This is a genomic window from Nesterenkonia flava (assembly GCF_031432335.1).
Lineage (GTDB): Bacteria > Actinomycetota > Actinomycetes > Actinomycetales > Micrococcaceae > Nesterenkonia > Nesterenkonia flava.
Genome location: NZ_JAVKGT010000046.1, coordinates 1 through 16,033, shown reverse-complemented (window position 1 = coordinate 16,033; position 16,033 = coordinate 1). Strand labels below are relative to the sequence as shown.

Sequence of the window (16,033 nt, the reverse complement as noted above, 5' to 3'; positions counted from 1 at the left end):
GCCATCGGAGGCGCTGTGCCCTCAGACCGTGTTCACAACCTCACGGGGAAGTACAACTAGCGAGCGGGTGCGTCTGCGAGCGTTGACCGAGGCGGATGTGCCGGTGATTGCCCAGTGGTGGAACACCCCGGACATTGCGCTGTTCAACGACCGCATGCTGGTGCAGAAGCCCCAGTCGGTGATCGAAGAGATGATCCGCGGTTGGTCAGAGAACCGCTCCGGCGGTGGCTTCGGCTACGCCGTGGAGGCGGAGGGTCAGCTCGCCGGCCATGCCTCGGTCTATGGCTACAACGCACGCGGCATTCGAGCCTATGAGAAAGCCGGCTTTGTGGTGGAGGGACGCCGACGTGCCTCCGTGCTTCACCAGGGGCGCTGGTTCGACGACGTGAGCATGGGCATTCTCGCCGAGGAGTATCTCACCCGGCACCGGAACCCGAAGGCTCCTTAGCGCCGGCGGCGACACCCCGCAGCAGGTTCAGCGCTCCCTGTTTGTGCAGGGGAGAGTTCTTGTTGCCGCATTTGGGGGACTGCACGCAGCTGGGACAGCCCTGCTCGCACCCGCAGGAGGCGATGGTCGCCGCCGTCGTCCTGACCCACTCGGCGGCCAGCTCAAAACCGCGCTCGGCGAAGCCGGCACCTCCGGGATGTCCGTCGTAGACAAAAATGGTGGGCTTCTCCGTGTCCCGATGCAGGGCGGTGGAGACCCCGCCGATGTCCCACCGGTCGGAGCTGGTGAGCAGCGGTAGCAGCCCGATCATGGCGTGCTCGGCGGCGTGCAGGGCCCCGGGAATGTGCTCCACGACCACCCCGGCGTCCCGCAGCACCGTCTCCGGGGCGGTGATCCACACCGCTTGGGTGCGCAGGTGCGACGGCGGAAGGTCCAGCGGATCATCAGAGAGCACCTCTCCGGACCCCAGGGCCTTGCGCTGAAACCCGACGACGGCGCTGGTGACCTCCACGGTGCCGAAGCACAGCTGGAAATCACCCCAGTTCTGGGCCCGCAAGGTCTCCAGCACGCTGATCGACGTGGTCTCCCGAGCCTGGGTGTAGAACGGAGGATTCGCCGGAGTCACCAGCACGGTGTTCTGCTCCAGATCCAGATGCTCCACCACGTAGCTGCGCCCCTGATGGACGTAGACGGCGGCCGGGTGGGCCTGAGGCTGGGCCTGGGCAGCGCCCATGTCGCCCACTACGGTGCCGTCCTCGGCGTTGACGATGGTGTAGGGACCGGCCCCGTCGGAGCGGAGCTTCACCCAGGAGGCAGCCGAGACGTCGTCGTGCCCGAAGAACCATCCCCGAGGACGCCGGCGCAGGTGCGCCTGCTCAGTGAGGGCCTCCACCAAGGGTCGCATCCCGGCAAAGAGGCCACGCTCTGCCGAGCCCCGTCCGGGTCCCGAGCCGTCCTCCGCAGCCGCGCCGGAGGCCAGGTCCTCAACAGTCAGGGGCAGCTCCTGTGCGGCGGCCAACAGGTGCGGGGCGGCCACGTGCGGGTTGTTCGGGTCGGTAACCGCATCCTCCACAGCGGTCTCGAAGATCGCCTCCGGGTGGGAGAGCAGATACGCGTCCAAGGGATCGTCGCCCGCGACGAAGAACGCGGCCCCGCGCTGCCCAGATCGCCCGGCGCGGCCCAGCTGCTGGAAGAACGAGGCACGAGTTCCGGGCCACCCGGCGATGATCACCGCGTCCAGGCCGGCAATGTCGATGCCCAGCTCCAGGGCCGGTGTGGAGGCTACCCCGAGCAGGGCGCCTGTGCGCAGGGACTCCTCCAGCTCCCGGCGCTCCTCCTTCAGATATCCGGAGCGGTAGGCGGCCACGCGCTGCCGCAGGGCGGGGTCCACCTCCGCGAGCTGATCGGCGGTGATCTGGGCGATGGTCTCGGCGCCGCGCCGGGATTTGATGAACGCCAGGGTGCGGTGCCCGGCCACCACCAGGTCGGTGAGAATATCGGCGGCCTCAGACGTCAGGCTGCGCTTCACGGGCGCGTTGTTGTCACCGGTGAAGCTCGCTTCCGATGACTCCCACAGGTAGACATCCACTGCCCCGTGCGGGGAGCCGTCCTCGGTAATCGCCAGCACCTCGGTTTCGGCAGCCCCGATGAGTCGGGCAAACGACGCCGCCGGATCCCCGCTGGTGGCAGACGCCCCGGCAAAGACGGGGTCTGCCCCGTAGGAGCGGGCCACCCGCCGCAGCCGCCGCAGCAGCAGCGCAATATGAGAGCCGAAGATCCCTCGGCAGGTGTGGGCCTCATCGATGATCACGTAGCGCAGGCGCGAGAGAAACCGGGCCCAGCCGCGGTGATTGGGCAGGATTCCTGCGTTCAGCATGTCGGGGTTGCTCAAGACGACGTTGGCGTGCTGACGGACCCAGCGGCGGCTCTCCGGATCCGTGTCGCCGTCGTAGGTCGCCGCGCGAATCCCCGCGGCAGGCCCCACCGGCCCCACGGTCTCGGCGAGCTCCTCCAGCGCATCCAGCTGGTCGGCGGCCAGCGCCTTGGTGGGGGAGAGGTAGAGCACTGTGGCCTCTCCCGTGGGATGGGCTGTGACCCCAGCGGCTGGCGGCGCCCCGGTGATTGCTGCCAGCCCGGGCAGCTGAGTGCCCAGCGACTTGCCTGAGGCCGTGCCGGTGGCCAGGATCACGTGCCGACCGGAGTGCAGCGCCTCTGCCGCAGCGACCTGGTGCGTATACAGCTGCACCGCGCCCTTCTGACGGTAGGCCGCACGCAGAGGCTCGGGCGTCCACGGGGGCCACTCAGCGGTGCGGGCAGTGCGGGCTTCAAGGGTGCGGACATGGCGAAGAGGGCCGTCCTCGCGCACTTCGGCAGCGAGCCCGGCCCTCTTCAGAAGCTCAAACGCAGCGGCAGAAGCGGCCATAGAAGGCTAAGGGTACTGCCTGCCGGCTGACCGTGTCTCAGGCGGAGAAATCGTCCTCCTGGGAGTGGCTGGGACGACGCCGGTCGGTGGCGCCGGGGGCGCCGTAGACGTTGACGTCGCCCACATGGGTCCAGCCCAGGTATTCGTAAAGCTGCTGACCGTCGGAGGTGGCCACCAGCAGACCCTCCTCCACATCGTGCTCATGGGCGATGGCCAGCAGCGCACGCGTCACGAAGGTCCCCAGACCCTGGCGGCGATAGTCGGGAGAAGTGTAGATCCGGTCCAGAATGCAGAACTCGTCCACGACGGCGACCCGGCCGCGCGCGGCGACGTTCTCCCCCTGGGTCACGGTGAACAGGGTCCAGCCGTCGAAGTCCTCACGCGTGGTCTCGTAGCTCTCGGGGGTGATGGGATCCTCAACATCCTGAGTCTCCATATCCACCACCATGAGCTTCTCCTCATCGCTGAGCAGCTCAAGCGCGTCGACCTGGTGCTGGGAGAGCACATCGGCGTCTGGCTCGGCAATGATCGTCAGCAGGCGCAAAGGGCTCTTCGTGACTGCCGAGGCGACTTTGCGCAGGTCAGTCTCCGCGGGGGAGTACAGCACGTACTCCCACTGGTCGGGATCTCCGGGCAGCTGCGCCGTGTGGACGTTGCCTTCGTGGCGCACCTCATAGCCGTGGGTCCGGGCCCACCCGGTGACCCATGTCTGGACAAGGGCGTCGCTCAGCTCTGATGTCATGACACGACTGTATAAGGAAACTCACATCACCGGGTAGGGCTCCCAGGAAACTCCCAGAATTGCCTCCGACGACTACCCTAAGAGGTGTGAGCATGTCCCGCATCGTCCTGTACTACCACTTCACACCGCTGCCCGATCCGGAGGCCGTGCGGCTCTGGCAGCGCGCCCTGTGCCGCGAGCTGGGCCTGAAGGGGCGCATCATCGTCTCCGAACACGGCATCAACGGCACCGTCGGCGGAGACCTCAAGGCTGTCAAGCGCTATGTGAAGGAAACCCGTAGCTTCGAACCCTTCCGCTCCATGGAGTTCAAGTGGTCCGAGGGCGGGGCCGAGGACTTTCCCCGACTCTCCGTGAAGGTGAAGCCCGAGCTGGTGGCCTTCGGGGTGCCGGGTGAGATCAAGGTGGACGAGAACGGCGTCGTCGGCGGGGGCCAGCACCTGAAGCCGGAAGAGGTGCACGAGCTCATCGAGGAGAAGAAAAAGCAGGGCGTGGAGGTGGCCTTCTTCGACGGCCGTAATGCCATGGAAGCCCAGATCGGCAAGTTCAAGAACGCGATCGTCCCCGACACCGAGACCACCCGCGACTTCATCTCCGAACTGGACTCCGGCAAATATGACCACCTCAAGGACCAGCCCATCATCACGTACTGCACCGGGGGCATCCGCTGCGAGGTGCTCTCGGCGCTGATGAAGAACCGCGGGTTCGAAGAGGTCTACCAGATCGACGGCGGCATTGTCCGGTACGGGGAGACCTACCAGGACTCCGGCTACTGGGAGGGTGAGCTCTACGTCTTCGACGGCCGCATGAACACCCGCTTCAGCGACGAGGCCAAGACCATCGGTCAATGCGTGAACTGCGCCGGTGCGACATCGACCTTCTACAACTGTATGGACCGTGGCTGCTCCACGCTGCAGCTCTACTGCGAGGACTGCCGGCACATCCCCGAAACCACCCGCTGCACCGCCTGCCAGCAGCGGCTGCAGGAGAACCCGCAGGATCCCAATTCGGGACCGCTGCCCAAGGCCCGCCGCAAGCCCCGAGGCGCCGCCGAGGAGACCACCGCGGACTCGGTGCAGGAACCCCAGGGAGTACGGTCCTGATGGCCCCCACCTCCGTCAGTCCGCCGCCGCCGCTCACCGAGGAGCCGGAGCTTCTCGGAACCCTCCGCGAGGATCTGCTGGCTGCGGACTACACCAACGCCGGCGTCGCGCAGCTGCTCGGGGAGGAAGCCGTTTCCGCCCTGGACCGCGAACAGGTGGTCCCCGGCCAGCTGCGGGTGACCGAGGCGCTCGCCGAGCACCGCCCCGGCACCGCCGAGCATGCCTGCGCTGTGCTGGCCGCTTTCTGGCTCCTGGCGGTGGAGGTCACCGCCGCGCAGCTCGACGCCGCCCTGCCGCGCCTGGGCGTACATGGGCTGAAGAGGCTGCGCCTGGTCCAGGTCGGTGATGAGGACGAGGCGCTCGCCGCTCCCACCTGCGATCTTCGCCCCTACCAGGTTCAGCAGCGCCATGAACTGAGCCAGCAGCCCCGAGAAGCTGATCTGTGGGTGGCCAGTGACCTCTCGGCCCACCAGGTTCAGGGGGCGCTGCCTCATGACCACGTGCTGGGAGTCGGTCAGGCCAGCCTGACACTGGCCGGCATCACCCACCGGCGCCGCGTCGGAACCGCGCTGGACATCGGCACCGGATGCGGCATCCACGTGCTGCACCTGCTCGACCATGCCGAGCGCGTAGTGGCCACCGACATCTCCGCACGGGCCCTGGATTTCACCCGGTTCAATCTGCTGCTCAACGCGGAGACGCTTCGCCTGGACCCCCGCCGACTCAGCGACCGAGTGGAGCTGCTGCACGGAAGCCTGCTGGAGCCGGTGGCAGGACGCACCTTTGACCTGGTGGTCTCCAATCCGCCGTTCGTCATCACCCCGCGCCGTGACGGCGAGACCGACGCCGAGCGCTACACCTATCGCGACGCCGGACGCCGTGGGGATTCCCTGATGGATGAACTCATCACGTCCCTGCCGGCAGTCCTGAACCCGTCGGGCACCGTCCAGATGCTCGGCAACTGGGAGATCGAGGAGGGGACCGACTGGAGCGCCCGCCCCCGGACCTGGGTCGAGCAGGCGTCGTCGTCGGCTCCCGTGGAGGCCTGGTTCATTCAGCGCGATCAGCAGACCCCGGCCCAGTACGCCGAAACATGGCTGCGCGATGCCTCGGAGGAGCGTGACATCCCTGGCTACCGCAGCCGCTACCACCAGTACCTGCAGGACTTCGAGTCCCGCCGCATCGCCGGCATCGGCTTTGGCATGATCTGGCTGCGCCGCCCGGCGCTCACCGACACCGGGGAGCCCCTGCGGCGCTTTGAAGAGATCACCTCCGAGGTGCAGCAGCCCCTGGGGCCGATCATTGGTCAGACGGTGGAACGCTGCCTGGCGGTAGCGCAGGACCTCGAGGCGGAGCTGGAGCAGACGCTGAGCGTGGCCCCCGACGTGACGGAGGAGCGCTACCAGCGCTTCGGGGCGCCGCATCCGGAAGTCATCCTCGCCCGCCAGGGGGCGGGACTGCGCAGAGCCCGCCCCATCAGCTCCGCCGCAGCCGGTTTCCTCTCCGCCGCCGACGGGGAGTTCACCGCGTCTCAGCTGATCACCGCCGTCACGGCGCTGACCGAGACGGATGAGGCGGCCCTGAGAGCTGAAGTGGTAGACCTCTACACCGACGGTTTCCTCCACCCCTGAAGCGCCTACGGTGCGCAGAATGCGCACTGTTATAGTGAGCACTCGACGGCCCCGCGGCTGCCGAAGCCGCTCTCAAGGAAACTCCAAGGAGATCAGTGCCCGAAGGCAAGAAGCTCGTCATCGTCGAGTCCCCGGCAAAATCCCGTTCCATCGCCAAGTACCTTGGCGATGACTTCATCGTGGACGCCTCCGCTGGGCATATCCGTGACCTGCCGCAGCCCTCAGACCTTCCCCAGGACATGAAGAAGGGGCCCTTCGGCAAGTTTGCCGTGGATCCCGACAACGGCTTCGAGCCCTACTATGTGATCTCCGACTCGAAGAAGTCCAAGGTGCGTGAGCTCAAGGCTCAGCTGAAGAAGGCCGATGAGCTCTATCTCGCCACGGATGCCGATCGCGAAGGCGAGGCGATCGCCTGGCACCTCTACGAGGTCCTCAAGCCCAAGGTGCCCACTTATCGGCTGACCTTCACCGAGATCACCAAAGAGGGCATCACCCGCGCCATGGAGAGCCCCCGGCAGATCGACACTCATGTGGTTGACGCCCAGGAGACCCGGCGCATTCTGGACCGCATCTACGGCTACGAGATCTCCCCGGTGCTCTGGCGCAAGGTGGGCAAGGGTCTTTCCGCCGGCCGCGTGCAGTCTGTGGCCACTCGTATGGTGGTCGAGCGTGAGCGCGAGCGCATGGCCTTCATCCCCGCTTCCTACTGGGACTTAAGCGGCACCTTCTCCACCAACGGCGGCGAGACCTTCGCCGCGAAGCTGCACGGCATCGACGGGGCCCGCATTGCCACCGGCGGCGACTTCACCGACCGGGGCGAGCTCAAGACGAACAGGCGCGACGTCGTCGTCCTCACCCAGGACGACGCCCAGTCCCTGGCGCAGGGCCTGACCCAGGCGCCCTTCACCGTCGACTCGGTCGAGGAGAAGCCCTACTCCCGCCGCCCGCAGCCGCCCTTTACGACCTCCACGCTCCAGCAGGACGCGGCCCGTCGCCTGCGGTTCTCCTCCCGGGTGACCATGCAGGTAGCCCAGCGGCTGTATGAGAACGGCTACATCACCTACATGCGTACTGACTCGACCACGCTCTCCGGTGAGGCGCTCAACGCCGCCCGGAAGCAGGCCACCGAGCTCTACGGCGCAGAGTCGGTGCCCTCTTCTCCGCGGGTCTACGGCAAACGCAACCAGACCGCGCAGGAGGCCCACGAGGCCATCCGCCCCGCCGGCGACTCCTTCCGCACTCCGCGTCAGGTCAAGGGAGAACTCTCCGCTGATGAGTTCAAGCTCTACGAGCTCATCTGGAAGCGCACCGTGGCCTCCCAGATGGAGGACGCGAAGGGCTTCACCGCCTCGGTGCGACTGACCGGCGAGTCCACCGACGGCCGCCGTGCCACCTTCGGCGCTTCCGGCACGGTCATCACCTTCCCGGGCTTCCTGCAGGCCTACGAGGAGGTCGCCGACGACAGCGACGAGAAGGCCGCAGAGAAGAAGGCTGACGCCGCCAACAAGCGTCTGCCCAAGCTTGAGGAGGGCGAGAGCCTCACCGGTGAGGACATTGAGGCCAAGGGCCACGAGACCTCTCCGCCGGCGCGCTACACCGAGGCCTCGATCGTGGCTGAGCTGGAGAAGCGCGAGATCGGCCGTCCCTCCACCTACGCCCCCACGATCTCCACGATCATGGACCGCGGCTACGTCACCAAGCGCGGTTCGGCCCTGGTGCCCTCCTGGACCGCGTTCAGCGTGATCCGTCTGCTGGAAGAGCACTTCGGGCGCTACGTGGACTACGACTTCACCGCCCGGATGGAGGATGATCTGGACCGGATCGCCCGCGGCGAGATTGAGCGGGAGGCCTGGCTGCAGAGCTTCTACTTCGGCGCTGAGAACGGCGAAGAGGGCCTGAAGGCCGTGGTGGAGAACCTCGGCGAGATCGACGCGCGCGCGATCAACTCCATCGAGATCGCCCCCGGGGTGAACCTACGCGTGGGACGCTACGGCCCCTACCTGGAGCGCCCCAACCCCGACGGCGAGGTCGGTGAGGACGGCGAGCTGAAGATGGACCGGGCTAACCTGCCCGAAGATCTGGCTCCCGATGAGCTCACCGCAGCCAAGGCGGAGGAACTGTTCGAGCAGGCCGCCCACTCCGGTCGCGTCCTGGGCACCGACCCTGAGACCGGCCGCGAAATCGTCGCCAAGGACGGCCGCTACGGGCCCTACGTCACCGAAGTCATCGAGGAGATGACCGAGGAGCAGATCCAGGCCTACCTGGATGCCCAGCCCACCGAGTACTACAAGAACGGCAAGCCCAAGCCCAAGAAGAAGCCCAAGCCGCCTAAGCCCAGGACTGGATCTCTCCTGAAGTCCATGGACCTGGAGACGGTGACGCTCGAGGATGCCCTGAAGCTGCTGTCCCTGCCCCGAGTGGTGGGCACCGACGACGACGGCGAGGAGATCACCGCCCATAACGGCCGGTTCGGTCCCTACCTGAAGAAGGGCAGCGACTCCCGGTCCCTGGAGTCCGAGGAGCAGCTCTTCACCATCACGCTGGATGAGGCTAAGAAGATCTACGCCCAGCCCAAGCAGCGCGGGCGCCGTGCCGCGGTGCCCCCGCTGGCGGAGTTCGGCAACGACCCCACCACCGAGCGGCCGGTGGTGGTCAAGGATGGACGCTTCGGTCCCTACGTCACCGACGGAGAGACCAACGTGACCGTGCCCCGCGGCACCTCCCTGGAGACGCTGACCAAGGAGCACGCGTTCTCGCTGCTGGCGGAGAAGCGTGCCAAGGGGCCGGTGAAGAAGAGCTCAGCAAAGTCCGGCTCTAAGAGCACGGCTAAGAGCACTGCGAAGGGCGGCCGCCGCAAAGCCGCCACCAAGGCATAGCTGGCACAAGGAGATCATCGGCTCATGCGTCTGGGTGTCCTCGACATCGGTTCGAACACCGTGCATCTGCTTCTGGTGGACGCGCACATCGGCGCCAAGCCGGAGGCCTTCGCCTCCCATAAACGGCCGTTGTCGCTGGTGAAGCACCTCGACGACGCCGGGGCCATCACGGACCAGGGCCAGAGCGAGCTGCTGGGGTTCATCGAGGAGGCTGTGCGCTTCGCCGCCCGGCACCGGGCCGAGGACATGCTCTCCTTCTGCACCTCCGCGATCCGCGAGGCCGCCAACGGCGAAGAGGTCCTGGCGCGTGTGCAGGCTGAGACCGATATCGAACTCACCGAGCTCACCGGCGCCCAAGAGTCCGCCATGACCTTCTTCGCGGTGCGTCGCTGGCTGGGCTGGAGCGCCGGGCACATCCTGAACTTCGACATCGGCGGCGGCAGCTTCGAGCTGGCCTACGGACAGGATGAGCTGCCGACGTCGGCCCTGTCGGTGCCTCTAGGTGCCGGGCGCCTGACCCGCGAGTGGTTGCCGGAGTCCTACGCCGAGGGCGCGGTGCCGACCAAGGCGCAGATCAAAGACCTGCGGGCCTACGTCCGCGAGGAGCTGGAGGCCGCGCGCCGGGAGTTCCCGCGGCTGAACGAATACACCCAGGTCACCGCGACCTCGAAGACCTTCCGCTCGCTGGCACGCATGACCGGGGCGGCCCCCTCGGCCGAAGGGCCCTACGTGAAGCGGACCCTGAGCTACCGGGACCTGAAGCCCCTGGTGAAGCAGCTGGGGGAGATGAGCGCCGCTGAGCGCGCCAAGCTGCCCGGTGTCTCCGCGATGCGCTCTCCGCAGGTCTTCGCCGGAGCGGTGGCTGCCGAGGCCGCGATGAAAGCCTTCGGGGTGGAGGAACTGACCATCTGCCCCTGGGCCCTGCGTGAGGGACTGATCCTGCGGCGCCTGGATTCCCTCTCCCGCGACGCCGGCGTCAATATTCCCCACGCCCCCGGCGTCGGCCATGTGGACCTGGCGCGGGAGCTGAAACGACCCACCCACAAGGACGTCAAGGCGATCGCTGTGGAGCATGCCCGTGTCTGAGAGTCCCCGCATCCCCGTCGCGCTGTCCTCCTCCTCGGTGTATCCCCTGGGGGTGGCCGAGACGTTCTCGATGGCTGAAGACCTCGGTTACGACGGCGTGGAGATCATGGTGACCCACCGCGCCGAGACCCAGCAGGCCGAGGTGCTCAACTCCATGGTGGAGAAGTACGGACTGCCGGTCATGGCGATCCACGCCCCCACCCTGCTGCTGACCCAGCAGGTCTGGGGCTCGGCCTGGGATAAGCTGCACCGCTCCGCGGCTCTGGCCAAGGAAGTCGGAGCCGGCGTCGTGGTGGTCCATCCGCCGTTCCGGTGGCAGGGCAACTACGCTTCGGGATTCGCCGACGGCATCACCCGGAACGAGGAGGAGACCGGGATCATCTTTGCCGTGGAGAACATGTACCCCTGGCGGGCCGGAGGCCGGGAAGCCACCATGTACCTGCCGCACTGGGATCCGGTGCCCGAGCCCTACCCCCATGTGACCTGGGACTTCTCTCACGCGGCGACGGCCGAAGCGGACTCCTACGAGGCGGTGCGCGCACTGGGCGGACGCCTGCGCCACGTGCACCTGACCGACGGGTGGTCTAACGGCTTCAAAGACGATCACCTGGTTCCCGGCCACGGCGAGCAGCGCGTGGCCGAGACCATGGAGCTGATCGGGTCTGCCGACTTCGCCGGCGCCGGGTTCGAAGGAGCCGTGGCCGTGGAAGTCTCCACCCGTACGGCCCGGAAGGTGGGCCAGCGCGAGCAGATGCTCGCTGAGTCTCTGGCCTTCGCCCGCAAGCACCTGAAGCAGGAGTAGACGATGAGCGCACCGAAGATTGCCATGCTGGGCCTGGGGTCCATGAACGGAGCCATCCTGGCGGGCCTGCTCTCCGGCGGGCACCCGGTCGAGCAGGTCGTCGCCACCACGCGTTCGGCTTCTTCCGCCCAGGCCAAAGCGGAGCAGTACGGCATCACCGTGCTTGCCGAGGAAAGCGCAGAGGACGCCAACCTGCAGGCAGTCCGCGGGGCCGACGTCGTCGTACTGGGGGTTAAACCCCACCAGATCGTGGACGTATGCGCCCAGATCAAGGATGCGCTGGCACCCCGCGCGGTGGTGACGTCGGTGGCCGCCGCGGTGACCGTGAAGATGATGGAGTCCGCCCTGAACCCGGACCAACCGGTGATCCGGACCATGCCCAACACTCCGCTGTCCGTGGGGCTGGGTGTGGTGGGTCTGGCTGCCGGCACCAGCACCACCCCCGCCCAGGTGCAGCAGGTCAGCGAGCTCTTCGCCGCCTCCGGATCCGTGCACGTGCTGCCGGAGTCCCAGATTGATGCGCTCACCGGTGTGGCCGGCTCCGGCCCGGCCTACGCGTTCTACCTGGCCGAGCACATGGCCGCAGCCGGCGTGGAGATGGGGCTGGACCCTGAGCTGGCGGCGGATCTGGCGGCCCAGACCCTCTACGGTGCCGGTCGCATGCTAGTGCAGAACCGCGGAAGCGCCGATGCCGCACAGCTGCGCCGCAACGTCACCAGCCCCAACGGGACCACCCAGCGTGCCATCGAGACTTTCGACGACGCCGGCATGGCCGCCACCATCCGCGCCGGAGCCCAGGCCAGCGCCCGGCGCGCCGCCGAGATCACCGAGCAGCTGAGCAGCCGCGGCTGACATCTCCGGCGGTGCCGGCTGACCACACTAGCTGGTCACGTGTGCTGACTTGGGAATAAAAGCCAGCGTAGGCGTAGAGTATCTCCCGTGCCAGAAGCGGACGCTCAGCGCCTGCAGCCCACCGAGTCGGTGTGGGAGAGGATCAGGCGCCACGTGAGCACGTTGGCGGGGTCCTCCCCGCCGCGTACCGCGCTGCTCATCTTCGCGCTGACCATCGCGATCCTGACCGCGCTGCTGATGATGCCGTGGGCCACCGCCGAGCGGGGCAGCGCGGACTTCCACCATGCATTCTTTGTGGCCACCTCGGCCGTCACTGTCACCGGTCTGACCCCCGTCAACACCGCCGAGCACTGGTCCTTCGCAGGCCAGGCGGTCATCCTGCTGGGCATCCAGGTGGGCGGGCTGGGCATCATCACCATTGCCGCGCTGCTGGCGGTTTCGGTGACGCGGCAGCTGGGACTGCGCACGCGTCTGATCGCCCAGGAAGGCATCTCCACCGGAAAACTCGGTGAGGTGGGGCACCTGCTCAAGACCGTGGTCGTGTGCTCCTTCGTGGTGCAGGCGCTGCTGGCGCTGGTGCTGATCCCCCGGCTCATCGGACTCAAGGGCAGCGTCCCCGAAGGCATCTGGAACGGAGTGTTCTACGCGATCAGCGCCTTCAACAACGCCGGCTTCGTCATCCATGCCGAGGGGCTGGCCGGAATGGACAACGACCCGGTGGTGGTGTGGACCATCATGATCGGGGTTTTCCTGGGCAGCCTGGGTTTTCCCGTCCTCTACGTGATCTGGCGCTTCCGCTGGCACATCCAGCGGTGGAGCCTACACGCCAAGCTCACCGTGGAGGTCAGCGCGGTGCTGCTGTTCCTGGGGGCGCTGGCCTACGGAGTCCTCGAGTGGAACAACACCGCCACCATCGGTGAGATGAGCGTGCTGGAGAAGCTTCAGAACTCGCTGTTCGCCTCGGTGAACATGCGCTCGGGCGGCTTCTCCGTGGTGGAATCGAACAACGAGCAGTCGGAGACGATGCTGGTCTCGGACGCCCTGATGTTCGCCGGAGGCGGTTCAGCCTCCACCGCGGGCGGCATTAAGGTCACCACCATTGCGGTGATCTTCCTGGCCTTCCTCGCGGAGGCTCGCGGTCACGAGGAGTCCTCCGCCCACGGGCGCACCATCCCGGTGCAGATGGTTCGCGTGGCGGTCTCGGTGGTCGCCATGGGCGCCACGGTGGTGCTGCTCTCCACCCTGGCGCTGATGACCATCTCGGGCCAGGACATGGAGAGACCTCTGTATGAGTCCATTTCAGCCTTCGGCACGGTGGGTCTCACCTCGGGGCTGACAGAAGAGCTGCCCCCGAGCGGACTCTACGTGCTGGCAGCCCTGATGTTCACCGGCCGCGTGGGCATCATCACTTTCGCCGCGGCACTGACCGTGCGTCAGCGTCGCATCCGCTACCGCTATCCCGAGGGAAGGCCGATCATTGGGTAAGAGGAACGAACAGACCAACAAACCCATCCTGGTGGTGGGCATGGGCCGCTTCGGCGTTGCGCTGGCCCAGCAGCTGGTCAGCCAGAACAAGGAGGTCCTGGCGGTGGACCGGCACCGCAGCCTCGTGCAGAAGTACGCCGACTACTTCACCCACACCGTGGAGGCTGACGCGACCGACATCGAGGCCCTCAAGCAGCTGGGCGCCGAGGAGTTCGACTCAGCCGTCGTCGGCGTGGGCACCTCCATCGAGTCCAGCGTGCTGATCGCCGCTAACCTCGTGGACCTCGGCGTCACCCAGGTGTGGGCCAAGGCCATCAACCCCACTCACGGCAAGATCCTGACCCGCATCGGTTGCCATCACGTCATCTACCCGGAGCACGACGCCGGCGTGCGCGCGGCCCACCTGGTCTCGGGTCAGATGATGGACTTCATCAAGTTCGACGACGACTTCGCCATTGTGAAGATGCGTCCGCCCAAGGTCCTGCAGGGCAAAACCATCGACCAGTCCCAGCCGCGCAAGCGCCACGGCATCAATATTGTGGGCGTGAAGTCGCCCGGCAAGGACTTCGTCTACGCGCAGCCGGACACCCTGGTCTCTCCCGGTGACATCATCGTGGTCTCCGGCGACGTCTCCAAGCTGGAGTACTTCGCGGACCACGCCTAGGGCATCGCGCAGCGGCGCCGCCCCACCGGCCTCGGCCCACGGACCCCGTCTCACGGGCCCGGCCCACTGTCCCCGTCTCACGGGCCCCCTACCACGGCGCCGCCCCACCGGCCTCGGCCCACCGTCCCCGTCTCACGGGCCCCCCTACCACGGCGCCGCCCCGCGGCCCCGCCCCATCCGCCCCGGCCCACGGACGCGAGGCGAATTGTCGGATTCACAGCGCCTCCAGCGAGTTACGCCGAAAAAAGGCGCGGTATATCCGAGAGAAAATCACCTCCCCGCAACGGCCAGCGCGGTGTTGTGAGGGGGCAGCAGTCCTTCCCCCGACTCAGCGCTCGTCAGGCACCTGCCCGAGTCACCATGCGAGCGGTGTGCAGCTCGTGAGACGCACCGGGGCAGCACCGGTGCTCAGGCGGTAGGGTGGCCGTGTGATCCAGCGTGCCTCCTCGCAGTCCCGCCCCACGGCAGTGGTGTGGGATCCGGCGCTGCTCGGCTACAAGTTCAACGCCGTACATCCCATGGATCCGGTGCGTTTGGAGCTCACTGAGCTCATGTCTCGGGAACTGGGGCTCTTCCATCTGCCCCACGTCTCCACACTGACCCCGGGCATTGCCGACGACGACGCCCTGGCCAGCGTGCACGATCCGGCCTACATCGCCGCGGTGCATGCCGCGTCCCGGGACGGGATCGCCTCACCTGAACACGGGCTGGGCACCGAGGACACCCCGATCTTCGCGGAGCTGCACACCGGCGCCGCCAGGATCGCCGCGGGCACCCTGAGCCTCGCCGAAGCCCTGCACCGGGGCGCCATCACCCGCGGGGTCAACTTCGCCGGCGGCATGCACCACGCCGCCCGAGCCAAGGCAGGCGGATTCTGCGTCTATAACGACGCCGCCCTGGCCATCCAACGGCTGCTGGATCTGGGCACCGCGCGCGCCGTTTACATCGATATCGATGCCCACCATGGGGACGGAACCCAGGAGATTTTCTACAACGATCCCCGGGTCATGACCATCTCCCTGCACCAGAGCGGAGTCACGCTCTTTCCCGGCACCGGCTACCCCAACGAGATCGGCGGAACCGCCGAGGACGGAACCAGCGCCGAGGGCACCAGCATCAACATCGCGCTGCCGGAGGGCACGGGCGACGCCGGCTTCCTCCGTGCGTTCCACGCTATCGTGCCCGCTGTCGTCGCCGCCTTTGAGCCAGAAGTCATCGTCTCCCAACACGGCTGTGATACGCATGTGGACGATCCACTCAGTGACCTGCGGCTGAGCATCGACGGACAGCGGCAGCTCGCAGTCGACATCGCGCACTTGGCCGAGGAGCACTGCGAGGACCGCTGGATCGCCACCGGCGGGGGAGGCTACGCCGTCTACGACGTGGTTCCGCGTAGCTGGAGCCACCTGACCGCCGTCGTCGCCGGGGCTCCCGTCCCCCTCACCGCCCCGACCCCTCAGCCCTGGCGCGACCACGTCACCGAGATCTACGGCAGAACTCCCACCGCGCTGATGGGCGACGACGCCGAGCTGTGGTGGAGATCCTGGGAACTCGGCTACGACCCCGAAGACGCGGTGGACCGTGCCGTGATCCAGACCCGCAAGGAGATCTTCCCGCTCCACGGGCTGGACCCGTGGTTCGACTGAGCTGGTCCCGCGTGCGGGGAGGCCCCGCCGCACTCTCGGTCAGGTGACGTGGACGTTCGCGCCAGTAGCGCTGCCCCCGGCGGCGAGCGAGTCATCGAGTGTTGCTGTTTTCGTCGTTATCGCCTGCCGTTCCGACGAAAACAGCAACAGCAGATTTTGCCTAGTCACCTGAAGAGTCCTGCGGCACGTAAAGAAACCGCGGTTTCGCCGTCGTCGGGGCTTATTGGCACGTAGCGGGAGTTGGAAGCGGTGGTCTGCGTAGTTGTAAGCGACATTCCG

The 16,033-nt window shown here is 67.1% G+C and carries 11 protein-coding genes and 1 pseudogene; 10 read left to right on the top strand and 2 right to left on the bottom strand.

The window, feature by feature from the left end; genetic code table 11:
* Positions 1-448, top strand: a 448-nt coding sequence (locus RH857_RS12770) for a GNAT family N-acetyltransferase (RefSeq protein WP_310538360.1), incomplete at its 5' end; no start/stop codon positions are given.
* Here the strand turns inward: RH857_RS12770 and sftH are convergent.
* The gene (gene sftH / locus RH857_RS12765; protein WP_310538359.1) at positions 417-2,870 is read right to left on the bottom strand and encodes a DNA 3'-5' helicase SftH; all 2,454 of its coding nucleotides are present in this window, start codon (positions 2,868-2,870) and stop codon (positions 417-419) included. The two genes, RH857_RS12770 and sftH, sit on opposite strands and share 32 nt — an antisense overlap.
* A 37-nt stretch (positions 2,871-2,907) precedes the next feature.
* Positions 2,908-3,612, bottom strand: coding sequence for a GNAT family N-acetyltransferase (locus tag RH857_RS12760; RefSeq protein ID WP_310538358.1), 705 nt, complete (start codon positions 3,610-3,612; stop codon positions 2,908-2,910).
* A gap of 86 nt (positions 3,613-3,698) precedes the next feature.
* Between RH857_RS12760 and trhO the strand changes: the two are divergent.
* The 9 genes and pseudogenes from trhO to RH857_RS12715 form a co-directional block, all read left to right on the top strand.
* Positions 3,699-4,571, top strand: a pseudogene (gene trhO / locus RH857_RS12755) (oxygen-dependent tRNA uridine(34) hydroxylase TrhO); the annotation flags it as partial.
* 140 nt (positions 4,572-4,711) lie between these two features.
* Positions 4,712-6,343, top strand: coding sequence for a DUF7059 domain-containing protein (locus tag RH857_RS12750; protein WP_310538356.1), 1,632 nt, complete (start codon positions 4,712-4,714; stop codon positions 6,341-6,343).
* 95 nt (positions 6,344-6,438) lie between these two features.
* Positions 6,439-9,219, top strand: a complete 2,781-nt coding sequence (topA, locus tag RH857_RS12745; protein ID WP_310538355.1) for a type I DNA topoisomerase — start codon at positions 6,439-6,441, stop codon at positions 9,217-9,219.
* A gap of 24 nt (positions 9,220-9,243) precedes the next feature.
* A complete protein-coding gene (locus RH857_RS12740; protein ID WP_310538354.1) occupies positions 9,244-10,305 on the top strand; it encodes a Ppx/GppA family phosphatase in 1,062 nt (353 codons plus the stop codon).
* Positions 10,292-11,107 carry a sugar phosphate isomerase/epimerase family protein gene (locus tag RH857_RS12735; protein ID WP_310538353.1) on the top strand — a complete coding sequence of 272 codons (816 nt, stop codon included), beginning with the start codon at positions 10,292-10,294 and terminating at the stop codon, positions 11,105-11,107. The genes RH857_RS12740 and RH857_RS12735 overlap by 14 nt, the downstream gene beginning before the upstream one ends.
* Positions 11,108-11,110: 3 nt before the next feature.
* Positions 11,111-11,959, top strand: coding sequence for a pyrroline-5-carboxylate reductase (gene proC / locus RH857_RS12730; protein WP_310538352.1), 849 nt, complete (start codon positions 11,111-11,113; stop codon positions 11,957-11,959).
* A gap of 87 nt (positions 11,960-12,046) precedes the next feature.
* Complete coding sequence (locus RH857_RS12725) at positions 12,047-13,444, top strand: TrkH family potassium uptake protein (protein WP_310538351.1); 1,398 nt, start codon at positions 12,047-12,049, stop codon at positions 13,442-13,444.
* Positions 13,445-13,469: 25 nt separating this feature from the next.
* Complete coding sequence (locus RH857_RS12720) at positions 13,470-14,108, top strand: potassium channel family protein (protein WP_374761171.1); 639 nt, start codon at positions 13,470-13,472, stop codon at positions 14,106-14,108.
* Positions 14,109-14,626: 518 nt separating this feature from the next.
* Positions 14,627-15,754 (top strand): acetoin utilization protein AcuC, encoded by a 1,128-nt coding sequence (locus RH857_RS12715; protein ID WP_310538361.1) that lies wholly within the window; start codon positions 14,627-14,629, stop codon positions 15,752-15,754.
* The last annotated feature ends 279 nt before the right edge of the window (positions 15,755-16,033 follow it).